This is a genomic window from Mesorhizobium sp. M4B.F.Ca.ET.058.02.1.1, assembly GCF_003952505.1.
GTDB lineage: Bacteria > Pseudomonadota > Alphaproteobacteria > Rhizobiales > Rhizobiaceae > Mesorhizobium.
In genome coordinates, this window is the sequence record NZ_CP034450.1 from 686,974 (window position 1) to 708,845 (window position 21,872).

A 21,872-nucleotide genomic window follows, 5' to 3' on the forward strand; every position below is an offset into this window, starting at 1 on the left:
CCAAGCGGAGAATCAGGCATGGCTTCGGCTGCTGAACAACTAGCCTCGAATCTGAATTTTTCGGCCTTCGCCAAGGCCGAGGACCTGAAGAAACGCATCTGGTTCACCGTCGGCGCGCTGCTCGTCTACCGGCTCGGCACCTATATCCCGCTGCCCGGCATCAATCCCGACGCGTTCGCCCAGGCTTTCTCCTCGCAGAGCAAGGGCGTGCTCGGCATGTTCAACATGTTTGCCGGCGGCGCGGTGCAGCGCATGGCGATCTTCGCGCTGGGCATCATGCCCTACATCTCCGCCTCCATCATCATGCAGCTGATGACCTCGGTCATTCCGTCGCTGGAAGCGCTGAAGAAGGAAGGCGAGCAGGGCCGCAAGATCATCAACCAGTACACGCGCTACGGCACCGTGCTCCTGGCCCTGGTGCAGGCCTACGGCATCTCCGTCGGACTGGAGGGCGGCAACGGCATTGTCAACGATCCCGGCATGTTCTTCCGAATCTCCACCGTCGTCACGCTGGTCGGCGGCACGATGTTCCTGATGTGGCTCGGTGAGCAGATCACCGCGCGCGGCATCGGCAACGGCATTTCGCTGATCATCTTCTCCGGCATCGTCGCCGGCCTGCCGCGTGCCATCTCCGGCACGCTGGAGCTCGGCCGCACCGGCGCCCTGTCGACCGGGCTGATCCTGGCGATCATCGTGCTCGCCATCGTCGTCATTGCGCTTATCGTGTTCTTCGAGCGCGCGCAGCGCCGCCTGCTGATCCAGTACCCGAAGCGCCAGGTCGGCAACCGGATGTTCCAGGGCGACACCTCGCATTTGCCGCTGAAGCTCAACACCTCGGGCGTCATCCCGCCGATCTTCGCGTCCTCGCTGCTTCTGCTGCCGGCAACGATCGCCGGCTTTTCGCAGACGGCCAACATGCCGGCATGGGCAAGCACAATCCTTGCCTCGCTGGGCCATGGACAACCGCTCTACATGGCATTCTACGCGGCGATGATTGTGTTCTTCGCCTTCTTCTACACCGCGATCGTTTTCAACCCGAAGGACACCGCCGACCAGCTCAAGAAGCATTCCGGCTTCATTCCAGGCTACCGCCCGGGCGAGCGCACCGCCGATTACATCGACTATGTTCTCACGCGCATCACCGTCATCGGCGCCATCTACCTGGTGCTGGTGTGCCTGCTGCCCGAATTCCTAATTTCAGCGACTGGCGTACCATTCTACCTTGGTGGCACATCGCTTCTGATCGTGGTCAGTGTAACGCTCGATACGGTGGCGCAGATTCAGGGTCACCTGATCGCGCACCAGTATGAGGGCCTGATCAAGAAGTCGAAGTTGCGCGGGGGGAAGAGGACCAGATGAGGCTGATATTGCTTGGACCGCCGGGGGCGGGCAAGGGGACGCAAGCGCAAAGACTGGTAGAGAAGTTCCGCATACCCCAGCTCTCGACCGGTGACATGCTGCGTGCCGCTGTGCAGGCCGGTACCGAGGTCGGCAAGCGGGCCAAGGCGGTGATGGATGCCGGCGAGCTGGTTTCCGATGCCATCGTCAATGCCATCGTGGCCGAGCGCATCGACCAAGCTGATTGCGCAAATGGCTTCATCCTCGACGGCTATCCACGCACCCTGGTGCAGGCCGATGCGGTCGAATCGATGCTCGCGGATCGTGGCCTCCATCTCGACGCCGTGATCGAGCTCGTCGTCGATGACAAGGCGCTGGTTGGGCGAATCGTCAAGCGCGCCGAGGATGCCAAGGCCGCCGGCCAGCCGGTGCGCAAGGATGACAATCCAGCCGTGTTCGAGGAGCGCTTGCGGGAGTACTACAAGAAGACCGCTCCACTCATTGGCTACTACTACGCCAAGGGCAGGCTGAAGAGCGTCGACGGCATGGCCGACATAGACACCGTCACGAGAGAGATCGAAGCGGTGCTCAAATCCGTCACGCAGGCGGCGGCATAGAGAAACAGCGCTTGACTGTAGCGGTCCGCTGGGGTATGGCGGCCCGTCTTCCATCAGGCATAGGCTTTGCTTGTCCGCAAGGGCAAGGCGGCCGCTTTGAACTGGAAACTCCCGCAAGGGCCGGCCTCCACCGGACGCGGGGCAACTTGAAGCGTCGGCGCGTCCGGCCCATATGGAGATGAGAGAAGATGGCTCGTATAGCCGGCGTCAACATTCCGACCAACAAGCGCGTCGTCATCGCGCTTCAGTACATTCACGGCATTGGCAAGAAGTTCGCCCAGGAGATCGTCGACAAGGTCGGCATCCCGGCCGAGCGCCGGGTCAACCAACTGACCGACGCGGAAGTGCTGCAGATCCGCGAGACGATCGACCGCGACTACCAGGTCGAAGGCGACCTGCGCCGCGAAGTGTCGATGAACATCAAGCGGCTCATGGACCTCGGCTGCTACCGCGGCCTGCGTCACCGCCGCTCGCTGCCGGTCCGCGGCCAGCGCACGCATACCAACGCACGTACCCGCAAGGGCCCGGCCAAGTCGATCGCCGGCAAGAAAAAGTAATTAGGGGAATAAGGGAGTAGGGGAGTAAGGCAGTAGGGAATAGTCCGAAAATCGGATCATTTGTTTCCCAACTCCCTTACTTCCCTATTCCCCTACTCCCTTAGCAAGGTGGAGCCGCTGGCACTACGGCGGTGTAGAGATCAACTGAAAGGACTACCATGGCCAAGGAAGCCGCTCGTGTTCGCCGTCGCGAACGCAAGAACATCTCGTCGGGCGTTGCCCACGTCAATTCGACCTTCAACAACACGATGATCACCATCACCGACGCGCAGGGCAATTCTATCGCCTGGTCGTCGGCCGGCGCCCAGGGCTTCAAGGGTTCGCGTAAGTCGACCCCGTTCGCCGCCCAGATGGCCGCCGAGGATGTCGCCAAGAAGGCGCAGGAACACGGCATGCGCATGCTCGAGGTCGAGGTCTGCGGACCTGGCTCCGGTCGTGAATCGGCGCTGCGCGCGCTGCAGGCCGCCGGCTTCACCATCACCTCGATCCGTGATGTGACGCCGATCCCGCACAATGGCTGCCGCCCGCGCAAGAAGCGCCGCGTCTAAGGAACTATCGAACGCCGCGCGAACGCCAAAAAGTGTTCCTCCGCGGCATTCCAGGTCGCCCGCCACGATTGGATGGTGGCGGGGCAACGGAAGGAAAGCATCATGATCCAGAAAAACTGGCAGGAACTGATCAAGCCGAACAAGATCGAGTTCTCGTCGAAGAAGAAGACGCTGACCACGCTGGTGGCCGAGCCGCTCGAGCGCGGCTTCGGCCTCACGCTGGGCAACGCGCTGCGGCGCGTGCTTCTGTCTTCGCTGCGTGGCGCGGCCGTCACCGCCGTGCAAATCGACGGCGTCCTGCATGAATTCTCATCCATCGCCGGCGTGCGTGAGGACGTGACCGATATCGTGCTGAACATCAAGGAAATCGCCATCCGCATGGAAGGCGACGGCCCGAAGCGCATGGTCGTTCGCAAGCAGGGCCCGGGCGCCGTGCTGGCCGGCGACATCCAGACGGTCGGCGACGTCGAGATCCTCAACCCCGACCACGTCATCTGCACGCTGGACGAGGGTGCGGAGATCCGCATGGAGTTCACCGTCGACACCGGCAAGGGCTACGTGCCGGCCGAGCGCAACCGCGCCGAGGACGCGCCGATCGGCCTGATCCCGGTCGACAGCCTCTACTCGCCGGTCAAGAAGGTCTCCTACAAGGTCGAGAACACCCGCGAGGGCCAGGTCCTCGACTATGACAAGCTGACCATGACCATCGAGACCGACGGTTCGATCTCGGGCGAGGACGCGGTGGCTTTCGCCGCCCGCATTCTGCAGGACCAGCTCGGCCTGTTCGTCAACTTCGACGAGCCGCAGAAGGAAGTCGCGGCCGAAGCCGTCACCGAACTCGCCTTCAACCCGGCGCTGCTCAAGAAGGTCGACGAGCTGGAGCTCTCGGTGCGTTCGGCCAACTGCCTGAAGAACGACAACATCGTCTATATCGGCGACCTGATCCAGAAGACCGAAGCCGAGATGCTGCGCACCCCGAACTTCGGCCGCAAGTCGCTGAACGAGATCAAGGAAGTCTTGGCGGCGATGGGCCTGCACCTCGGCATGGAAGTGCCGGACTGGCCGCCGGAAAACATCGAAGACCTCGCCAAGCGTTACGAAGACCAATATTGAGCATGAATTCCAAGGATCGGCGGCGTGAGCCGGTCGATCCGACGGTCATGCGGAAAACCATCAGAGGCCGTGGCCTCTTGAACAACTGAAGAAGGAAAAGAGCCATGCGCCACGGTTTCAAAGGCCGTCGCTTCGCCCGCAGCGTAAGCCACCGCAAGTCTATGTTCGCCAACCTCGCCGTGTCTCTGATCGAGCACGAGCAGATCGTCACCACCCTGCCGAAGGCGAAGGACCTGCGTCCGATCGTCGAGAAGCTGGTGACGCTCGGCAAACGCGGAGATCTGCATGCGCGCCGTCAGGTGATCGCCCAGATCGGCAATGAGGGCGTCGTCAAGCGCCTGTTCGAGACGATCGCGCCGCGCTACGCCTCCCGCAACGGCGGCTACCTGCGCATCATGAAGGCGGGCTTCCGCCACGGCGACAATGCCGCCATGGCGGTGATCGAGTTTGTCGACCGCGACACCTCGGCCAAGGGCGCCGGCGACCGCGCCCGCATCGAAGCTGAAGGTACGGAAGAGGAAGCCGCGGCCGCCTGAGCCCGGGCTTTTCGCCGTGTGTTCAAAGGGGCCCTGTGGGCCCCTTTTTGCATTCTGAAAGCGGCGCTCTACGTTTCAGACAATTTCGTCGGCCGAAGCGCATGCTTTTGGGCGACAATTATCGGATTTCGGTGCATTAGCCTTTCATTCTGCACAATCGTCGGGAGAATGGCGCCCGATTTGGAGGATTCGGAATGCACGTCAAACGGCTGTCCATTGTTCTGATTTCGGCCTTGCTGGCGTTCGCACCGGCGGCCAGGCAGGCACTGGCCGAGGACGCCACCAAGCCCGCTGATCCGGGCTTGTCCGACGTGCTGACCGATCTGCTGCATGGCGTCGAAGGCGAAAATGCCACCTCCGGGCCGGACAAGCGCGTGCCGTTCGGTCGCGAGGAGGTGCAGCTCTCGTTCGCGCCGCTGGTCAAGCAGACGGCGCCGGCCGTGGTCAACGTCTATGCCTCGCAGACGGCCAAGGTGACGTCGCCTTTCGAGGGCGACCCGTTCTTCGAGGAGTTCTTCGGGCGCGCGCAGCCGCGCGCGCAGTCCTCGCTCGGCTCCGGCGTACTGGTCGACCCGAGCGGCGTCATCGTCACCAATTACCACGTCATCAAGGATGCCGACGAGGTGAAGGTGGCGACCGCTGACGGTCGCGAGTTCGCCAGCAAGGTCATGCTCAAGGACGAGACACTCGATCTCGCCGTGCTCAAGATCTCGGCCGACAAGCCTTTCCCGGTGATCGCCATCGGCGATTCCGACGCGCTGGAGGTCGGCGACCTGGTGCTGGCCATCGGCAATCCGTTCGGCGTCGGACAGACCACCACCAGCGGCATCGTTTCGGCACTTGCCCGCAGCCATATCGGCGTCTCGGATTCGGGCTACTTCATCCAGACTGACGCCGCCATCAATCCCGGCAATTCCGGCGGCGCGCTGATCAACATGGGCGGTCAGCTGGTCGGCATCAACACGGCTATCTACAGCCGCAGCGGCGGCTCGATCGGCATCGGTTTTGCCATCCCCGCCAACATGGTGCGGGCTTTCGCTGACGCCGCCAAAGCCGGGCTCGATTTCTTCGAGCGGCCCTATATCGGCGCCGAGTTCGAGGCGGTGACGCCGCAGATCGCCGAATCGCTCGGCATGGAAAAGCCGACCGGCGCGCTGGTCTCGACGGTCGACGCTACCGGGCCGGCGGGCAAGGCGGGGCTGAAGCCTGGCGACGTCGTGCTGTCGCTCAACAACACGACGGTCGAAAGCATCGAGGCTCTTGACTATCGCATGGCCACCTTGTCGATCGGCTCCAAGGCCAGCTTCGCTGTGCTGAGCAAGGGCCAGCAGGCGACGATGGAGATCCCGCTGGAGCGAGCGCCGGAAGGCGCCAAGGCCACTGAGGTGACGCTGCATGGCCGCAGCCCGTTCGCCGGCGCCAAGGTCGCGGAACTGTCGCCGAGGCTTGCCCAGAAGCTCGGCCTGCGCACCGACCTCAAGGGCGTCACCGTAGTAGATATCAATCGCGATTCGCCGGCGGCCGATTTCGGCTTTCAGCCGGGCGACATTGTGCGTGAGGTGAACGGCACGACCATCGACACGGCGGCGACGCTGGCGCAAATAGCCCAGCAGGACACGCGCTGGTGGCGCTTTACCGTCGAGCGCGGCGGGCAGATACTGCGCCAGGTGTTGCGTTATTGAGGCGATCCAAGGGATCGCCCTCCAGCTTCGAAGACGTTCATGGCCGATCTGTTCAGCGTCGATGAACCGGAAAAGGCGCCGCCCGGCCGGCCGCTGGCCGACCGGCTGCGCCCGAAAAACCTCGGCGAGGTGGTCGGCCAGGAGCATCTGACCGGTCCCGATGGCGCGCTGACCAGGCTGATCGATTCCGGCTCTCTCGGCTCGATGATCTTCTGGGGGCCGCCCGGCACCGGCAAGACCACGGTTGCGCGGTTGCTTGCCGGCGAGACCAAGCTCGCCTTCGAGCAGATATCGGCGGTGTTTTCGGGCGTGGCCGACCTGAAGAAGGTGTTCGAGGCGGCCAAGCTGCGCCGCGCCAACGGCCGCCAGACCCTGCTCTTCGTCGATGAGATCCATCGCTTCAACCGTGCCCAGCAGGACGGCTTTTTGCCGGTGATGGAAGACGGCACCGTCGTGCTGGTCGGCGCCACCACGGAAAACCCATCCTTCGAGCTGAACGCGGCGTTGCTGTCGCGGGCGCGTGTGCTGGTGTTCCGTTCACTCGGCGAGGACAGCATCGCCAAGCTTCTGGCACGCGCCGAGGATGCCGAGGGCAGGGCGCTGCCACTCGACGACGAGGCGCGCGCCATGCTCGTCCGCATGAGCGACGGCGACGGCCGCGCCTCGCTGACGCTCGCCGAAGAAGTGTGGCGCGCCGCCAAGTCCGGCGAGGTGTTCGGCCCGGAGGGTCTGCAGCGCATCATCCAGCGCCGCGCGCCGATCTACGACAAGGGCCAGGACGGTCACTACAATCTGATCTCGGCGCTGCACAAATCGGTGCGCGGCTCCGACCCGGACGCCGCCCTCTACTATCTCGCCCGCATGTTCGACGCAGGCGAGGATCCGCTCTATCTTGGCCGTCGGCTGGTGCGCATGGCGGTGGAGGATATCGGGCTGGCCGACCCGCAGGCGCTGGTCATCGCCAATGCCGCGAAGGACGCCTATGACTATCTTGGTTCGCCCGAGGGCGAGCTCGCCTTCGCCGAGGCCGCCGTCTATCTCGCCACCGCGCCGAAATCCAACGCCGTCTACACCGCCTTCAAGGCGGCGACGCAAGCGGCCAAGGAGTACGGCTCGCTGCTGCCGCCCAAGCACATCCTCAACGCGCCGACCAAGCTGATGAAGGAAGAGGACTACGGCGCCGGCTATCGCTACGACCACGACGAGCCCGACGCCTTTTCCGGCCAGGACTATTTCCCGGAAAAGATGGGCCGGCGCACCTTCTACGATCCGCCTGAGCGCGGCTTCGAGCGCGATATCAGGAAACGGCTGGACTATTGGGCCAAGCTGCGCGGCGAGCGGGAAAGGTAAGCTCGCCGCGCCATGGTCGCGCGCTTCGGCCGGCGCTCGTTCAGTCAGCAAGCGCCGCCCGGATCTTGCTCGCATTTTCCGCCAGCACCTCGGGCTGTTCCATCTGTCCGCTGTGCGGCTTCAAGGGGATGCCCTCGAAGCGCGGAATGACATGGACATGGAGGTGGTAGACGGTCTGGCCCGAAGCCGGTTCGTTGAACTGCAGGATGGTGACGCCATCGGCGCCGAAAGCCTTCTTGACCGCCCGCGCCAACTTCTGAACGATCGTGAAGAGCGGCCCGAGCGTGGCCGCGTCAGCGTCGAGCAGATTGCGCGACGGCGCCTTCGGCACCACCAGGGTGTGGCCCGCTCCTTGCGGCATCACATCCATGAAGGCGATGACCGCATCGTCTTCATAGACACGGTGCGAGGGGATTTCGCCGCGCAGGATCTTCGCGAAGATGTTGCCGGAATCGTAGTCAGCCATGGCGGGCGCTCCTGATCAAGGATGTCCTGCCTAGTGTAGCGAAGCCGTCATGGCGCGGCAAGGCAGGTCACCCGAGATCGATTATGCCTGCCTCGACAAGGACGAGGGGCTATTCGGCCAGATCCTTGCGGAATGGCGTGTGGTCCTCGAGATATTCGCCCATCCGCTCGACCTCACGGCGCTCGCGGCGCAGATAATCGGCCACCGCGTTGCGCAGGCCGGGATGCGCGATGTAGTGCGCCGAGTGCATGGTCACCGGGCGGTAGCCGCGCGCCAGCTTGTGCTCGCCCTGCGCGCCGGCTTCCACGACCTTCAGCTTGCGTTCGATGGCGAAGTCGATCGCCTGGTGATAGCAGATCTCGAAATGCAGGAAGGGATGGTTCTCGATGCAGCCCCAGTTGCGCCCGTAGAGCGCATCGGAGCCGATGAAGTTGATGGCGCCGGCGATGTAGCGGCCGTTGCGCCTGGCCATCACCAGCAGGATGTCGTCGGCCATGCGCTCGCCGATCAGCGAGAAGAACTGGCGGTTCAGATAGGGACGGCCCCATTTCCTGCCGCCGGTGTCCATGTAGAAGGCAAAGAAGTCGTCCCAGACCCTTTCGGTCAGGTCCTTGCCGGTCAGCCAGTCGATCGAGATGCCGTCGGCCAGTGCCTCGCGCCGCTCCTTCTTCATCGCCTTGCGCTTGCGGGAAGCAAGCGTGGCCAGGAAGTCGTCATAGCTCGAAAAGCCTTCATTGAAGAAATGGAACTGCTGGTCGGTGCGGTGCAGGAAGCCGGCCGCCTCCAGCGTGACGACATCGCTTTCCGAGGCGAAGGTGACGTGAGCGGAGGACACGCCGAGCTTGTCGGTCACCATCTTCAGGCCAGCCGCGAGGCCGGCCTTCACCGCGCTGTCATCCTCGCCCTTGCTGACCAGCAGGCGAGGGCCGGTGACGGGAGTGAACGGCACGGCACTTTGCAGCTTCGGATAGTAGCGGCCACCGGCGCGTTCGAACGCATCCGACCAGCCGTGGTCGAAAACATATTCGCCTTGGCTGTGCGATTTGAGATAGCAGGGCACGGCGCCCAGCAGCTTGCCCTGCGCCGTCTCCAATCGCAGGTGGTGGCCCTGCCAGCCGGTGCGGCGCACAGCGCAGCCGGACTCTTCAAGCGCGCTCAGAAAAGCGAATGAAACGAGAGGGTTGTAGCCGTTTTCCTTGTCACCGCGCGTGGTCCCGGCAAAGCCGTTCCACTCATCGCAGGTGAAGGCGCCGATACCGGAGGCGACGCGGATCGAAAACTCCGCATTCGCCATCTGTCCATCATCGTCATCACCCTGATCCATGAGGCTTATTTAAGCTCCATACGGGGCTGCGCAAGCCTGGATCACGCCACCTTTACGAGGTCGGGTTCGAAACCTTCGAAGGTCATCTGGTCGGCATATTTGAAGGTGAGGTCGACCGCCGGCTGGTCATGCACGGTCCAGGTGATGACCGGCATTTTCAGCCGCTGGCGCACGAAGCTGACGAAGGGGTTGGGCAGGTCGCCGGCGGCATAGGAGGTGAAGGCGATGTCATGCGCCAGCATGGCGAAATGCGCCTCGATCAACTGGTTGTCCTTGCCGTAGGCGGTCAGCCCGCCAGGAATGCCGGGCGCGTCCTTCGGAAAATCGCGGATCAGCCAATGGTCGAACGACATGATCGCCGCCTTGCCCTTGTAGCGATTGAGCATCTTGCCGACGCTCGCCACAAGGCCCTGGTCGTAGCCCGGCGTGCCCTTCAGTTCGACCACCAGCGGCACGCGGCCGTCGATCAGGTCGAGCGCCTGCTGCAGCGTCGGCACATGATCGGCCGTGCCGCCGACCTTGAGCGCCGAGAGCTCCGCCGCCGTGCGCTGCCAGACGAAGCCGTCCTCACCGGTCAGCCGCTTGAGGTCGCCATCATGGATGATGACGGGAACGCGGTCCGAGGAGAGATGCACGTCGCATTCGATCGCGTAGCCGCGCTCGGCGGCGGCCGCGAAGGCCGACAGCGTGTTCTCCCAGCGCGCCTTGTTCATGTCGTGGAAGCCGCGATGCGCGACAGGGCGTGCGGTCAGCCAGGAAAGGTCGGTCATGATATCGGTCCGGCTCATTCGACTTCGAAGATCGCTTCGATCTCCACCGCCGCGTTAAGCGGCAGCGAGGCGGTGCCGACGGCGGAGCGGGCGTGCTTGCCGCTTTCGCCCAGCACCGCGACCAGGAAATCGGAAGCGCCGTTGGCGACCAGATGCTGCTCGACAAAGTCGGGCGCCGAGGCGACGAAGACGGTGATCTTGACCAGGCGCCGGACCTTCCCGAGATCGCCGAGCGCTGCCTTGGCCTGCGCCAGAATGTTGATGGCGCAGTATTTTGCGGCTTCCTTGCCAGTCGCCGTATCGACGTCGCGGCCGAGTAGGCCGCTCGCCTGCAGCTTGCCGTCCTTGAGCGGCAACTGCCCCGCCGTGAACAGCAGATTGCCGGTCCGGCAATAGGGCACATAGTTGGCGGCCGGCGCGGCGGCAGCCGGAATTGTGACGCCGAGATCGCTTAGCCGCTTTTCGATTGTTTCACCCATCGTATTTCCCTATTGCTTGAAGACGCCGCGCGAGCCGGGCCGAAATTGCTATTTTTGCCTCGCTTCCGCCATGACTTTTTTAAGCTGGACCATCTTTCCCTGCGGCCTGCCATCAGCCGCGACGATCGGAGCACCATATGCGCGCAAAGCGCCTAGCATTCCCTGCCGTTCTTGTGCCAGCGCTGTTCCTGGTGGCTCCCGCCTTTGCCGTTCCGGCGCTGCAGGCGCACCGCGCGGTCTACGACCTGACCCTCAACAAGGCATCCGACCGCTCCGGCATAACCGGCATTTCGGGCCGCATGGTCTACGAATTCAATGGCTCGCCCTGCGAGGGCTACACGGTAAAGTTCCGCTTCGTCACCCAGATCGTCACCAACGACAATACGCGTCTGACCGATCAACAGACGACCACTTTCGAGGATGCCGAGGGCAAGACCTTCTCCTTCGTCACCAAATCCTTCGTCGACCAGAATCTCGACAAGGAGGTCAAGGGCATGGCGACCAGGGAGCCCAAGGGCCTCAAGGTCGACATCGACAAGCCCGAGAAGAACAGCCTGGAGCTCGCCGCCACCCAGTTCCCGACCCAGCATCTGGTGGAACTGATCGGCAAGGCCGAGAAGGGCGAAAGCTTCTATGAAACCAACCTTTTCGACGGGTCGGAAGACGCCAACAAGGTGATGACCACGACGGTCGTCGTCGGCAAGAAGACCGACGCCGACAAGACCGACCCGGAAGCGCCGGCGCTGGCCAAGCTCGCCGCCGACAAATACTGGCCGGTCGACATCGCCTATTTCGACGACACCGACAAGAGCGGCGAGGAGGTCCCGGAGTACCGGATCAGCTTCAAGCTGCACGAAAACGGCATCACCCGCGATCTCGTCATGGACTATGGCGACTTCTCGATGACCGGCAAGCTGGTCAACCTGTCGCTGTTCGACCAGGCGAAACCCTGTCCTGCATCGAAATAGTCCAAAGGCAAATCGTCTCGCAGGGCCGTCGGCGCTGAAGAGGGGAGCGGCAGGCCTGATGGCGATCTATGTCGATGCGGCGATCTGGAAATGGGCCGGCCACCGCTGGTGCCATTTGATGGCCGACGACACCGATGAACTGCATCGCTTTGCCACCGAACTCGGCCTCAAGCGCTCGTCCTACCAGGGGCCGCCCAAGACATCGGCGCCGCATTATGACATAACCGGCTTCGAGCGCGACCGGGCGGTGCGGCTGGGCGCGATCGAGTGCAGCCGCGAGGAGATTGTTGCGATCTTCCGCCGTGTGCGGGTTCCTAACGGGAAGATAAGGCCATGACGCTCACGGCATTTCTGGCTTACTGCGCCGCGATCACGCTTGCCGCCGCTACGCCCGGCCCGGCAATGTTCGCGGTCATCACCAACGGCGTCTCGCGTGGCTTCGTCCGCGCCTTCATGGCCGGTGTCGGCATTGCCTTCGGCGATGCGGTGCTGGTGATCCTGGCGCTGCTCGGCCTGGTGGCGCTGGCACAGACTTTCGAATGGGTGTTCCTCGCCCTGAAATATGCGGGCGCTGCCTATCTGGTGTTCCTCGGCATCCGGATGTGGCGCTCGGCCAACGCCCGTGCGGATACGGCGCAGGCATCCCAGGCGAGGCTCTCACGCTCGTTTTTCCTCGGCGCCTCCATAGCGCTCGGCAATCCCAAGGCAATCCTGTTCCACGCCTCGATCATGCCGCTGATCCTCGATCTCGACACCATGACCTTCGCCGATGGGCTGCTGGTGATAGCGGTCGTCATCAGCGTCAACATTGGCACCATGGGCGTCTACGCGGCGCTCGCCGGGCGGGCCTCCGGCTGGTTCAGGACGCCGGGGCGCATGCGCCTGATGAACAGGTTTGCCGGCGGCGCCATGATCGGCACCGGTGCGCTGATCGTCGCACGCTGATCGGCAAGGAGCAGGGGCGCTTGCGTTTGTCGCGCATCCCCTCTATATGCGCGTTCATTCCACACACGGACTTTGGTGTCTGCCCGGGAGAAATCCGGCTGAAACCTCCGGTGGCGTTCAAGGACCTCGGTCCGAAAATGCCTGTGTCCGTGGAGGCCAACCGGAAAGGAACTAAGAATGGCTCTGCCTGATTTCAGCATGCGCCAGCTTTTGGAAGCTGGCATTCACTTCGGCCACCAGACCCACCGCTGGAACCCGAAGATGGCGCCCTACATCTACGGCGCCCGCAACAACATCCACATCATCGACCTGTCGCAGACGGTGCCGCTGCTGCACCAGGCGCTCAAGCAGGTGTCGGACACCGTCGCCAAGGGCGGCCGCGTGCTGTTCGTCGGCACCAAGCGCCAGGCGTCCGAAATCGTCGCTGACGCCGCGCAGCGCTCGGCCCAGTATTACGTCAACTCGCGTTGGCTCGGCGGCATGCTGACCAACTGGAAGACGATCTCGAACTCGATCCAGCGCCTGCGCAAGCTCGACGAACTGCTGGCCGGCGAGGCACAGGGCCTGACCAAGAAGGAGCGCCTCAACCTCGACCGCGAGCGCGAGAAGCTCGACAAGGCGCTGGGCGGCATCAAGGACATGGGCTCGACGCCGGACCTGATGTTCGTCATCGATACCAACAAGGAAGCGATCGCCATCCTCGAGGCCAAGCGCCTCGGCATTCCGGTCGTCGCCATCATCGATTCGAACTGCGACCCGGACAAGATCGACTTCCCCATCCCCGGCAATGACGACGCGGCTCGCGCCATCCAGCTCTACTGCGACCTGATCGCCAAGGCTGCGATCGACGGCATCGCTCGCCAGCAGGGCGCGCTCGGCGTCGACATCGGCGCCTCGGTCGAGGCTCCGGTCGAGCCGGCGCTCGATGCCCCGGCGGCCGAGACCCCGGAAGCATAATAGCGAAGGCCGGTTCCGGCCTTCATCTTTCCAATATCTTGGCGCGCTAAGCGCTGTCGCCGGGCGCATCATCGAGAATCGATGGTGCGTCGGCGCATTTGAAACAAAGAGGCGACAATGAGCATTACGGCTGCACAGGTCAAAGAACTCCGCGACTTGACCGGCGCGGGCATGATGGACTGCAAGGCGGCGTTGAACGAGACCAACGGCAACATGGAAGAGGCCGTCGACTGGCTGCGCAAGAAGGGCATCTCCAAGGCCGACAAGAAGGCTGGCCGCACCGCTGCCGAGGGCCTTATCGGCGTTGATGCCGGCCTGCGCGAGGCTGCCATTGTCGAGGTCAATTCCGAGACCGACTTCGTCGCCCGCAATGCCGCGTTCCAGGAGATCGTCGCCAACGTCGCCAAGGTGGCGCTGGCCTATGGCGCGACCGAAGCTGTGGCGGCCGCCAAGTACACGGGCTCGGACAAGTCGGTCACCGAGACGATCAAGGATGCGGTCGGCACCATCGGCGAAAACATGGGCTTCCGTCGTTCGACCAAGCTCTCTGTCGCGCACGGCGTGGTGGCGAACTATGTGCATAACAAGGTCGCCGACGGCCTCGGCAAGCTCGGCGTGCTGGTTGCCATCGAGACCACCGGTAATGCAGAGGCCGCAAATGCCTTTGGTCGCCATGTCGCCATGCATGTTGCGAATTCCAACCCGGTTGCGCTGACCGCCGAGGAAGTCGATCCGGCGCTGGTCGAACGCGAGAAGGCGATCTTCTCCGACCAGGCGCGCCAGTCCGGCAAGCCGGAGGCGATCATCGAAAAGATGGTCGAGGGCCGCCTGCGCAAGTTCTATGAAGAGGTCGTTCTGCTGAAGCAGGCTTTCGTGCTCAATCCCGACATCACCGTCGAGAAGGCGCTGAAGGATGCCGAGAAGGAAATCGGCGCTCCTGCAAAGATCACCGGCTATGTGCGTTACGCGCTCGGCGAAGGCATCGAGAAGGAAGAGACCGATTTCGCCGCGGAAGTCGCGGCGGCGGTCAAGAAATAGCCCGAAGCACAAGTAGGGCTACAGAGCTCAGGCAGCACGGCCGGGCGTCCGCGAGGATGCCCGGCCGATTTCTTGCGCGGTGTCGATGAAGGCCCGGAGCTTCGGCGCCATCGACGCCCGGCGCGGGAAATAGAGGAACAGGCCGGGTTCCTCGATCGCCGACTGCGGCAGGATCTGCACGAGGCGACCGGCGGCGATGTGGGCGCGCACCAGCGGCTCAAAGACATAGATGATGCCAACCCCGGCAAGCGCGAGGTCGATCGCGGCGAGCGAATCGGTGACGATTGCCGTGCCATTCGTTTCCACAGAGACGTCATTGCCGTCCTCGCTCAGGTCCCAGCGGTAGAGCGCGCCACTGCGCACGAGGCGGTAGCCGATGCAATTGTGGCCGGCGAGATCGGCGATGGCGGTGGGACGGCCGCGCCGCCCGACATAGGTCGGCGAAGCAGCCATCACGACACTGAATGGCGGCGTCAGCCGGACCGCCACCATATCCTGTGCGATCATCTCGCCCAGCCTGATGCCGGCGTCGAAACCTTCTCCCACGATATCGACGAGGCCCTGATCGGCAAACAGCTCGACGGTCACGTCCGGATAGCGCTCCGCCATCGCCGCCACCACGGGGGTCACCGCCAGCGGGATGGCGATATGGGAGACGTTGATCCTGAGCAGCCCCGCCGGGCGGCCGCCGATGCCGCGGATGCGGTCCATGCGTTCGGCGATGTCCTGCAGGGCAGGGGCTGCGGTCTCGATCAATGCCTTGCCGGCTTCGGTCAGCGAGACGCTGCGCGTCGTGCGCGCGAACAGCGGCTGACCGATCCGCTCCTCGACCAGACGCACAGCGTGGCTGACCGCCGACGGGCTCATGCCGAGCTCGGCCGCGGCGAGCGCGAAGCCGCCGCGCCGTGCGACGGCGACGACGACAGGCAGGTGGCTGAGCAGATCGCGATCCATTGATGAGCGGTATCGCATAGTCATTGCGAACAATGCAATCTTATCGTCTGCCGCATACTTGCACACATTGTCGCCAGCGCCACCGGCGGCGGGCCGATGCAGAAGGAGAAGACGAGATGAAAGCGTTGAAGCACGTCACTTTCGCAGCGGGCATGGCATTGGCACCGGTCGATGCCGGCGGAGCGGAACCGTCGGACTGGCACGCGCACGCCAATGAGCGCGCCGTGATCCGCATCGCCGACTCGATCGACCGCGCCGTCGACGCGCAGGACTGGCCGCTTGCCCGTAGCTATTTCGCGGATCGGGTCACTGTGGATTTCAGCAGCCTCTCCGGACGGCCGCCGGCCACCATCGCCTCGGACGAGCTGATCGGCACATGGTCGGCGAACCTCAAGGGGAGCAAGACGAGCCTGCACCTGCGCACCAACCACCAGGTGGTGATCGACGGCGACCGCGCCACCGTGTCGTCGAATGGCTACGCCTGGAATCGGATGGAAGGCAATGGCGACCCGCTCTGGGAAGTCTGGGGCACCTACGAGCACCGCCTGACCCGCACGCAAGCCGGCTGGAAAGTGGATGGCTTCACGTTCCGCATGACGCATGAGCGCGGCAACGCGTGGGTCAAGACCACTCCCGGCCGCTGAATGGCGGCATCAATCCCTATCAGAATCGGAACTACATCATGACGATGAATTACTACACCCTCGGCAACAGCGGCCTTCGGGTAAGCCGCATCGCGCTCGGCACGATGACCTTCGGCACGGAATGGGGCTGGGGAGCCGACCGGGAAACCGCCCGCTCGATGTTCGACGCCTATGTCGAGGCAGGCGGCAATTTCTTCGATACCGCCGACCTCTACACCAATGGCACGAGCGAGACCTGGCTCGGCGAATTCGTCGCCGAGCGCGGGCTGCGCGACAAGGCAGTGATCGCCACCAAGTTCACCATGAACACCGAGCCCGGCAATCCGAACAGCGGCGGCAATGGCCGCAAGAACATCATGCGCGCGGTGGAGGCCTCGCTCAGGCGGCTCGGCACGGACTATATCGACCTCTACCTGCTTCACGTCTGGGACAGGCTGACGCCGGCCGAAGAGGTCATGCGCACGCTGGACGACCTGGTGCGCGCGGGCAAGGTGCGCCATATCGGTCTGTCGGACGTGCCGGCCTGGTATGCCGGCCGCGCCCAGGCGATTGCCGAATTGCGCGGCTACGAGCCAGTTTCGGCCTTGCAGCTCGAATATTCGCTCGCCGAACGTTCGATCGAGCATGAGTTCGTCCCCTTCGGCACGCGTCACGGGGCGGGCATCATGGTCTGGAGCCCGCTGGCCAGCGGCTTGCTCAGCGGCAAGTATCGGCCGGCGCAGGCCGGAAATGCCGGCCGGCTCGATGGGTTCCGCAACACCACCCATCCGGGGTTCCAGAAATTCACCGAGCGCAACTGGAAGATCGTGGCGGAGCTCGAAAAGGTTGCCGCCGAACTCGGCCGCAGCATGCCCCAGGTCGCGCTCAACTGGGTGGCGACGCAGCCGGGCGTCGCCACGGTCATTCTCGGCGCGACCAAGCTTGCCCAACTACAGGACAATATCGGGGCGCTGGATTTTTCAATTCCAGCCGCGCTTCGCGAAAGACTGGAGGTAGTCAGCAGATCCCCGGCGCCATTCCCCCATTCCTATTTCGGCTTCGAGATCCAGGGCCGGGTCACCGGCGGCGCCACGACTGGCGACAAGCCGGCCGGCTATGCGCAGCCGGTGCTCATCGAGGGCGAAGCCGTCAGCGTTGCCAGCGACTGATTGGCGCAAGCCGGAGAGGCGGGCATTGCGCAGGGGCGCCGCGTGACATCGCGGCGCCCTTCGTGTATCGGAACTCGCATCGCGCCGGTGTTTTTGGGCGCGGCGCCTGCGCGAGGGCGGCCACCCCAGGCGCTTCACACGCACAATGACGAGGATCAGATGACGGCGAAGCCCCTCTACCGACGTGTCTTGCTGAAAGCGTCGGGCGAAGCGTTGATGGGGGAGCAGCATTTCGGCATCGATGTCTCGGTCGTTGACCGCATCGCGGCCGACATTGCCGAGGCCCGCGCGATGGGCATCGAGGTCGGCGTCGTCATCGGCGGCGGCAACATTTTCCGAGGCGTGGCGGTTGCGTCCAAGGGCGGCGACCGCGTCACCGGCGATCACATGGGCATGCTTGCCACCGTCATCAACTCGCTGGCGCTGCGCACCTCGCTGAACAAGATCGGCGTCGATGCCGTAGTGCTGTCGGCGATCGCCATGCCGGAGCTTTGCGAGAGCTTCTCCCAGCGCCAGGCCACCGCCTACATGAACCAGGGCAAGGTGGTCATCTTCGCCGGCGGTACCGGCAATCCGTTCTTCACCACCGATTCGGCAGCAGCGCTCCGCGCCGCCGAGATTGGCGCCGATGCGCTGTTCAAGGGCACCCAGGTCGACGGCGTCTATTCCGCCGATCCCAAGAAAGACCCGAACGCGACCCGCTTCGAACGCATAAGCCATGCGGAAGTGATCAAACGCGGGCTTTCGATCATGGATACGGCAGCGATTGCACTTGCGCGCGAAAACAACATTCCGATAATCGTCTATTCGATCCACGAAAAGGGTGGTTTTGGCGAGATTCTGAGGGGCGGCGGCCGGTGTACGGTCGTTGCGGACGATTGATCCGGAGCCGATGCCGATCCGGAAGCCCGCTATGAAGCGGCAGGCGGTATCGGAACAAGGCTCGAGCACGGGGCTGTTGCCCTGAAACAGTGAACCCGGCAAACGGGTCGAGGAGACAATGATGAGTGGTGAGTTCGACGACCTCAAGCGGCGCATGGACGGGGCGATCGCCGCGTTCCGGCATGACCTGGCTTCGCTGCGCACCGGCCGCGCGTCCAGCAACCTGCTCGACGCAATTCAGGTCCAGGCCTACGGCACGACGATGCCGATCAACCAGGTGGCGAACGTGTCCGTGCCGGAGCCGCGCATGCTTTCGGTGTCGGTCTGGGACAAGGCGATGGTCGGCGCCGTCGACCGCGCCATCCGCGAATCCAACCTCGGCTTCAACCCCATCGTCGACGGCACCAATCTGAGGATCCCGCTGCCCGAACTCAACGAGCAGCGCCGCAAGGAACTGGTCAAGATCTCGCACGGCTATGCCGAGAACGCCCGCGTCGCTGTCCGCCATGTCCGGCGCGACGGCATGGATTTCCTCAAGAAGGCCGAAAAGGACGGCCTCATCGGCGAGGACGATCACCGCAAGCGTTCGGATCAGGTGCAGAAACTGACCGACGAGATGATCAGCACCATCGACCATCTGCTTTCCGATAAGGAAGCTGAAATCATGCAGGTTTAGGGTTCGGCTCTCCACCGGCCCGAAAGCGAGACCATGGCAACGCCCGCGCATGTCGCGATCATCATGGATGGAAACGGACGCTGGGCCAAGGCGCGCGGCATGCCGCGGCTTGCCGGCCATCGCGCGGGCGTCGAGGCCTTGCGCAAGACAGTGCGCGCCGCGCCCGACCTCGGCGTCTCGTTCCTGACAGTATACGCCTTCTCGTCGGAAAACTGGTCGCGGCCGAAATCCGAGGTCAGCGACCTGATGGGCCTGTTGAAACTGTTTATCCGTCGCGACCTTGCCGAACTGCATCAGAACGGCGTGCGAGTGCGAATCGTCGGCGACAGGGCGGGGCTGCAGCCCGATATCAGGGGCCTGCTGCAGGAAGCCGAATCGCTCACCGCCGGCAACAAGGCGCTGACGCTGGTCATTGCCTTCAACTATGGCGGGCGCGACGAGATCGTGCGCGCGGCGCGCAAGCTTGCCGCGGCTGCCGGGCGCGGCGAAATCACCGCCGAGGCTATCACGGCGGAGGCCTTTGCCGGCGCGCTCGACACCGATGGCATTCCCGACCCGGAGCTGGTCATCCGCACCAGCGGCGAGCTGAGGTTGTCGAATTTCCTTCTCTGGCAGGCGGCCTACAGCGAGCTTGTGTTCCTGCCTTGCTACTGGCCCGATTTCAGCCGGGAACACCTGGCCGACGCGCTGCGCGACTTCGCAAGCCGCGAGCGCCGTTTCGGCGGGCTTGCCGCCCAAGACGTCGCTTCGTGAGCGGCGGCCAGATGAGCAATCTCCAGCTGCGTGTGATTTCGGCGCTCGTACTGGCCGCCGTCACCCTCGGACTCACCTGGCTCGGCGGCATGCCGTTCCGCTTGCTCTGCAGCTTCATCGCCTGCACCATCTTCTACGAATGGTCACGCATGTCGCGCCCGACAACCGGCGGCGCCCTGGGCTTTCTGCCGGAAGCGCTGCTGCTGGCTTTCGTCGGCACCTTGATTGCCGGCGTGCCGGCGTCCTGGCAGCTGATCCTCGTCGCGATCATGGTTGTCGTCACGGCGGCCGGCGCTCGAATGCGCGGGACGGCGCAATGGGATGCCCCGGGCCTGGCCTATGCGTCGCTCTCGGGCCTGTCGCTGGCGATGCTGCGCGACGGCGACCATTCCGGCCTGATTGCGATCCTCTTCCTGTTCGCCGTCGTCTGGGCGACCGACATAGCGGCCTATTTCGTCGGTCGCGCCGTTGGCGGCCCGAAGCTGGCGCCGTCGATCTCGCCCGGCAAGACGCAGAGCGGGGCGTTGGGCGGCGCCGTCGGCGGCGTCGTGGCCGGTGTGCTTTTGGCCTCGGCGACCGGAGTCGGCAATCTCGGAACACTCGGCCTCGTGGCACTCGCCCTGTCGGTGGTGGCGCAGGCAGGTGACCTTTTCGAATCCTGGGTCAAGCGCCGCCACGGCCAGAAGGACTCCGGCAACCTGATCCCTGGCCATGGCGGCGTCATGGACAGGGTGGACGGGCTTGTCGCGGCGGCTCTGGCCCTGTACGTCATCGGCTGGATCTCGGCGGGCGCCGATCATCCGGCGCAGGGGCTGTTTCCGATTTGAACCGCATGCCGCAGGGCGAAGAACAGGCAGCGCCACGGATTCGCCCGGATTGATGTCACAGTCGCGGCACGGCCTGCGTCGCGCACGGTTTTGAGGACACGACTTGAACGAGATTCTTCACGCGTTGTTCAGCACGGAAGGCTTCGTCCTCGGCACGCTGGTGCCGTTCCTGTTCGTGCTGACCGTGGTGGTCTTCGTACACGAAATGGGCCACTACCTCATCGGCCGCTTGTGCGGCATCGGCGTCAAGGCCTTTTCGATCGGCTTCGGCCCCGAGCTCATCGGCTTCAACGACAGCCACGGCACACGCTGGAAGCTCTGCGCCATACCGCTTGGCGGCTATGTCAAATTCGTCGGCGACATGAATGCCACGTCGAGCCAGCCGAGCGCCGAGGACCTGGAGGCGCTGAGTGATTCGGAGCGCGAGGTCGCGTTCCATACCCAGCCGATCTGGAAACGCGCCGCGACAGTGGTGGCCGGGCCGCTGTTCAATTTCCTGCTGACCATAGTCGTCTTTGCCGTGCTGTTTTCCGTCTATGGCCGCCCGGTGCTGGACCCAATGGTGGCCCAGGTCACCGCTGGCAGCCCCGCCGACAAGGCAGGCATCCAGCCGGGTGACCGATTCGTCAGAGTCGACGGCAGCACGGTCGAGACCTTCGCTGACGTCCAGCGCCTCGTTCAGGGCCGCGCCGGCGATGCCATCGCCTTCACCATGCTGCGCGATGGCAAGGAGATTACGCTCACAGCGACCCCTGTGCCGATGGAACAGCAGGATGCGCTGGGCAACAAGATCAAGGTGGCCGTGATCGGCGTCGTCAACAGCACCGAACTCGGCCAGGCGCGCATTGTCACCTACAATCCCGTCGGTGCCGTGGGCGCGGCCATCGAGGAGACCGGGCACGTCATCCAGCGCACGGGGCAGTTTCTGCAGCGTTTCGTTGTCGGCCGCGAGGACAAATGCCAGCTTGGGGGACCGATCAAGATCGCCAAAATGTCGGGTCAGGCGGCGAAACTCGGCTTCGAATGGCTGGTGCAGCTTGTTGCATTCCTGTCAGTCGGAATAGGAATTCTCAATCTTCTGCCGATTCCCCCCCTCGACGGCGGCCACCTCTTGTTCTACGGCGTGGAGGCCGTCTTCCGTCGGCCGGTATCGGAGCGGATGATGGAAATGGCCTACCGGACCGGACTGCTTCTGGTGTTGGGCTTTATGGGCTTCGTGTTCTGGAACGATCTGTTTGGGTGCTGAAATCATGAAGAAATTTGGCTTCGGCAGCCGCAATGTTGAGACGCCGTTTACCAT

General features: G+C 63.9%; 25 protein-coding genes. 20 read left to right on the forward strand and 5 right to left on the reverse strand.

What is annotated here, in order from left to right:
* Positions 1–18 precede the first annotated feature (18 nt).
* From secY to EJ073_RS03455, 8 genes are all read left to right on the forward strand, one after another.
* Positions 19–1,359: a preprotein translocase subunit SecY gene (gene secY / locus EJ073_RS03420; RefSeq protein ID WP_126054447.1), complete on the forward strand. Its 1,341-nt coding sequence runs from the start codon at positions 19–21 to the stop codon at positions 1,357–1,359.
* On the forward strand, positions 1,356–1,955 hold the full coding sequence (locus tag EJ073_RS03425; protein ID WP_126054448.1) for an adenylate kinase: 600 nt from the start codon (positions 1,356–1,358) through the stop codon (positions 1,953–1,955). Before secY ends, EJ073_RS03425 begins: the two co-directional genes overlap by 4 nt.
* Positions 1,956–2,143: 188 nt before the next feature.
* Positions 2,144–2,512, forward strand: coding sequence for a 30S ribosomal protein S13 (gene rpsM, locus EJ073_RS03430; protein ID WP_006205445.1), 369 nt, complete (start codon positions 2,144–2,146; stop codon positions 2,510–2,512).
* Positions 2,513–2,670: 158 nt separating this feature from the next.
* A complete protein-coding gene (rpsK, locus tag EJ073_RS03435; protein ID WP_006205444.1) occupies positions 2,671–3,060 on the forward strand; it encodes a 30S ribosomal protein S11 in 390 nt (129 codons plus the stop codon).
* 102 nt (positions 3,061–3,162) lie between these two features.
* Positions 3,163–4,173, forward strand: coding sequence for a DNA-directed RNA polymerase subunit alpha (locus EJ073_RS03440; RefSeq protein ID WP_006205443.1), 1,011 nt, complete (start codon positions 3,163–3,165; stop codon positions 4,171–4,173).
* A 104-nt stretch (positions 4,174–4,277) separates the two neighbouring features.
* The gene (gene rplQ, locus EJ073_RS03445) at positions 4,278–4,709 is read left to right on the forward strand and encodes a 50S ribosomal protein L17 (protein WP_126054449.1); all 432 of its coding nucleotides are present in this window, start codon (positions 4,278–4,280) and stop codon (positions 4,707–4,709) included.
* 194 nt (positions 4,710–4,903) lie between these two features.
* The gene (locus EJ073_RS03450; protein WP_126054450.1) at positions 4,904–6,391 is read left to right on the forward strand and encodes a DegQ family serine endoprotease; all 1,488 of its coding nucleotides are present in this window, start codon (positions 4,904–4,906) and stop codon (positions 6,389–6,391) included.
* Between the two features lie 39 nt (positions 6,392–6,430).
* Positions 6,431–7,741 carry a replication-associated recombination protein A gene (locus EJ073_RS03455; RefSeq protein WP_126054451.1) on the forward strand — a complete coding sequence of 437 codons (1,311 nt, stop codon included), beginning with the start codon at positions 6,431–6,433 and terminating at the stop codon, positions 7,739–7,741.
* Between the two features lie 40 nt (positions 7,742–7,781).
* Here EJ073_RS03455 and EJ073_RS03460 read toward each other — a convergent pair whose 3' ends face one another.
* The 4 genes from EJ073_RS03460 to EJ073_RS03475 form a co-directional block, all read right to left on the reverse strand.
* Positions 7,782–8,207: an HIT family protein gene (locus EJ073_RS03460; RefSeq protein WP_126054452.1), complete on the reverse strand. Its 426-nt coding sequence runs from the start codon at positions 8,205–8,207 to the stop codon at positions 7,782–7,784.
* Between the two features lie 109 nt (positions 8,208–8,316).
* Positions 8,317–9,531, reverse strand: a complete 1,215-nt coding sequence (locus EJ073_RS03465) for a GNAT family N-acetyltransferase (RefSeq protein ID WP_126054453.1) — start codon at positions 9,529–9,531, stop codon at positions 8,317–8,319.
* A 41-nt stretch (positions 9,532–9,572) separates the two neighbouring features.
* Positions 9,573–10,301, reverse strand: coding sequence for a glycerophosphodiester phosphodiesterase (locus EJ073_RS03470; RefSeq protein WP_126054454.1), 729 nt, complete (start codon positions 10,299–10,301; stop codon positions 9,573–9,575).
* A 14-nt stretch (positions 10,302–10,315) separates the two neighbouring features.
* Positions 10,316–10,780 (reverse strand): RidA family protein, encoded by a 465-nt coding sequence (locus EJ073_RS03475; RefSeq protein WP_126054455.1) that lies wholly within the window; start codon positions 10,778–10,780, stop codon positions 10,316–10,318.
* 137 nt (positions 10,781–10,917) lie between these two features.
* Between EJ073_RS03475 and EJ073_RS03480 the strand changes: the two genes are divergently transcribed.
* The 5 genes from EJ073_RS03480 (at position 10,918) to tsf (ending at position 14,688) form a co-directional block, all read left to right on the forward strand.
* Positions 10,918–11,748 (forward strand): cell envelope integrity EipB family protein, encoded by an 831-nt coding sequence (locus EJ073_RS03480; RefSeq protein WP_126054456.1) that lies wholly within the window; start codon positions 10,918–10,920, stop codon positions 11,746–11,748.
* 58 nt (positions 11,749–11,806) lie between these two features.
* On the forward strand, positions 11,807–12,085 hold the full coding sequence (locus EJ073_RS03485; protein ID WP_126054457.1) for a DUF4031 domain-containing protein: 279 nt from the start codon (positions 11,807–11,809) through the stop codon (positions 12,083–12,085).
* Positions 12,082–12,693 (forward strand): LysE family translocator, encoded by a 612-nt coding sequence (locus EJ073_RS03490; protein ID WP_126054458.1) that lies wholly within the window; start codon positions 12,082–12,084, stop codon positions 12,691–12,693. Before EJ073_RS03485 ends, EJ073_RS03490 begins: the two co-directional genes overlap by 4 nt.
* A gap of 177 nt (positions 12,694–12,870) precedes the next feature.
* The gene (gene rpsB, locus EJ073_RS03495; RefSeq protein ID WP_126054459.1) at positions 12,871–13,650 is read left to right on the forward strand and encodes a 30S ribosomal protein S2; all 780 of its coding nucleotides are present in this window, start codon (positions 12,871–12,873) and stop codon (positions 13,648–13,650) included.
* Between the two features lie 117 nt (positions 13,651–13,767).
* Positions 13,768–14,688, forward strand: a complete 921-nt coding sequence (tsf, locus tag EJ073_RS03500; protein ID WP_126054460.1) for a translation elongation factor Ts — start codon at positions 13,768–13,770, stop codon at positions 14,686–14,688.
* 27 nt (positions 14,689–14,715) lie between these two features.
* Here tsf and EJ073_RS03505 read toward each other — a convergent pair whose 3' ends face one another.
* Entirely contained in the window at positions 14,716–15,642 is a 927-nt protein-coding gene (locus EJ073_RS03505) for a LysR family transcriptional regulator (protein WP_126054461.1), read from the reverse strand.
* A 116-nt stretch (positions 15,643–15,758) separates the two neighbouring features.
* Here EJ073_RS03505 and EJ073_RS03510 point away from each other — a divergent pair, with 116 nt between their 5' ends.
* The 7 genes from EJ073_RS03510 to rseP all read left to right on the forward strand — a co-directional run bounded on the left by EJ073_RS03510 (position 15,759) and on the right by rseP (position 21,818).
* Positions 15,759–16,286, forward strand: coding sequence for a nuclear transport factor 2 family protein (locus tag EJ073_RS03510; RefSeq protein WP_126054462.1), 528 nt, complete (start codon positions 15,759–15,761; stop codon positions 16,284–16,286).
* 38 nt (positions 16,287–16,324) lie between these two features.
* A complete protein-coding gene (locus tag EJ073_RS03515) occupies positions 16,325–17,434 on the forward strand; it encodes an aldo/keto reductase (RefSeq protein ID WP_126054463.1) in 1,110 nt (369 codons plus the stop codon).
* Between the two features lie 159 nt (positions 17,435–17,593).
* Entirely contained in the window at positions 17,594–18,316 is a 723-nt protein-coding gene (gene pyrH / locus EJ073_RS03520) for a UMP kinase (protein ID WP_126054464.1), read from the forward strand.
* Positions 18,317–18,437: 121 nt separating this feature from the next.
* Complete coding sequence (gene frr, locus EJ073_RS03525; RefSeq protein ID WP_126054465.1) at positions 18,438–18,992, forward strand: ribosome recycling factor; 555 nt, start codon at positions 18,438–18,440, stop codon at positions 18,990–18,992.
* Between the two features lie 33 nt (positions 18,993–19,025).
* Complete coding sequence (locus EJ073_RS03530; protein WP_126054466.1) at positions 19,026–19,745, forward strand: isoprenyl transferase; 720 nt, start codon at positions 19,026–19,028, stop codon at positions 19,743–19,745.
* Positions 19,746–19,756: 11 nt separating this feature from the next.
* Positions 19,757–20,572, forward strand: a complete 816-nt coding sequence (locus tag EJ073_RS03535) for a phosphatidate cytidylyltransferase (RefSeq protein WP_126054467.1) — start codon at positions 19,757–19,759, stop codon at positions 20,570–20,572.
* A gap of 103 nt (positions 20,573–20,675) precedes the next feature.
* The gene (gene rseP / locus EJ073_RS03540; protein WP_126054468.1) at positions 20,676–21,818 is read left to right on the forward strand and encodes an RIP metalloprotease RseP; all 1,143 of its coding nucleotides are present in this window, start codon (positions 20,676–20,678) and stop codon (positions 21,816–21,818) included.
* Positions 21,819–21,872: the final 54 nt, after the last annotated feature.

What these genes read in the sequence shown, in the direction of transcription:
- secY (WP_126054447.1), top strand. Translation starts at nt 19, where the DNA reads ATGGCTTCGGCTGCTGAACAACTAGCCTCGAATCTGAATTTTTCGGCC.
- EJ073_RS03425 (WP_126054448.1), top strand. Translation starts at nt 1,356, where the DNA reads ATGAGGCTGATATTGCTTGGACCGCCGGGGGCGGGCAAGGGGACGCAA.
- rpsM (WP_006205445.1), top strand. Translation starts at nt 2,144, where the DNA reads ATGGCTCGTATAGCCGGCGTCAACATTCCGACCAACAAGCGCGTCGTC.
- rpsK (WP_006205444.1), top strand. Translation starts at nt 2,671, where the DNA reads ATGGCCAAGGAAGCCGCTCGTGTTCGCCGTCGCGAACGCAAGAACATC.
- EJ073_RS03440 (WP_006205443.1), top strand. Translation starts at nt 3,163, where the DNA reads ATGATCCAGAAAAACTGGCAGGAACTGATCAAGCCGAACAAGATCGAG.
- rplQ (WP_126054449.1), top strand. Translation starts at nt 4,278, where the DNA reads ATGCGCCACGGTTTCAAAGGCCGTCGCTTCGCCCGCAGCGTAAGCCAC.
- EJ073_RS03450 (WP_126054450.1), top strand. Translation starts at nt 4,904, where the DNA reads ATGCACGTCAAACGGCTGTCCATTGTTCTGATTTCGGCCTTGCTGGCG.
- EJ073_RS03455 (WP_126054451.1), top strand. Translation starts at nt 6,431, where the DNA reads ATGGCCGATCTGTTCAGCGTCGATGAACCGGAAAAGGCGCCGCCCGGC.
- EJ073_RS03460 (WP_126054452.1), bottom strand. Translation starts at nt 8,207, where the DNA reads ATGGCTGACTACGATTCCGGCAACATCTTCGCGAAGATCCTGCGCGGC.
- EJ073_RS03465 (WP_126054453.1), bottom strand. Translation starts at nt 9,531, where the DNA reads ATGGATCAGGGTGATGACGATGATGGACAGATGGCGAATGCGGAGTTT.
- EJ073_RS03470 (WP_126054454.1), bottom strand. Translation starts at nt 10,301, where the DNA reads ATGACCGACCTTTCCTGGCTGACCGCACGCCCTGTCGCGCATCGCGGC.
- EJ073_RS03475 (WP_126054455.1), bottom strand. Translation starts at nt 10,780, where the DNA reads ATGGGTGAAACAATCGAAAAGCGGCTAAGCGATCTCGGCGTCACAATT.
- EJ073_RS03480 (WP_126054456.1), top strand. Translation starts at nt 10,918, where the DNA reads ATGCGCGCAAAGCGCCTAGCATTCCCTGCCGTTCTTGTGCCAGCGCTG.
- EJ073_RS03485 (WP_126054457.1), top strand. Translation starts at nt 11,807, where the DNA reads ATGGCGATCTATGTCGATGCGGCGATCTGGAAATGGGCCGGCCACCGC.
- EJ073_RS03490 (WP_126054458.1), top strand. Translation starts at nt 12,082, where the DNA reads ATGACGCTCACGGCATTTCTGGCTTACTGCGCCGCGATCACGCTTGCC.
- rpsB (WP_126054459.1), top strand. Translation starts at nt 12,871, where the DNA reads ATGGCTCTGCCTGATTTCAGCATGCGCCAGCTTTTGGAAGCTGGCATT.
- tsf (WP_126054460.1), top strand. Translation starts at nt 13,768, where the DNA reads ATGAGCATTACGGCTGCACAGGTCAAAGAACTCCGCGACTTGACCGGC.
- EJ073_RS03505 (WP_126054461.1), bottom strand. Translation starts at nt 15,642, where the DNA reads ATGGATCGCGATCTGCTCAGCCACCTGCCTGTCGTCGTCGCCGTCGCA.
- EJ073_RS03510 (WP_126054462.1), top strand. Translation starts at nt 15,759, where the DNA reads ATGAAAGCGTTGAAGCACGTCACTTTCGCAGCGGGCATGGCATTGGCA.
- EJ073_RS03515 (WP_126054463.1), top strand. Translation starts at nt 16,325, where the DNA reads ATGACGATGAATTACTACACCCTCGGCAACAGCGGCCTTCGGGTAAGC.
- pyrH (WP_126054464.1), top strand. Translation starts at nt 17,594, where the DNA reads ATGACGGCGAAGCCCCTCTACCGACGTGTCTTGCTGAAAGCGTCGGGC.
- frr (WP_126054465.1), top strand. Translation starts at nt 18,438, where the DNA reads ATGAGTGGTGAGTTCGACGACCTCAAGCGGCGCATGGACGGGGCGATC.
- EJ073_RS03530 (WP_126054466.1), top strand. Translation starts at nt 19,026, where the DNA reads ATGGCAACGCCCGCGCATGTCGCGATCATCATGGATGGAAACGGACGC.
- EJ073_RS03535 (WP_126054467.1), top strand. Translation starts at nt 19,757, where the DNA reads ATGAGCAATCTCCAGCTGCGTGTGATTTCGGCGCTCGTACTGGCCGCC.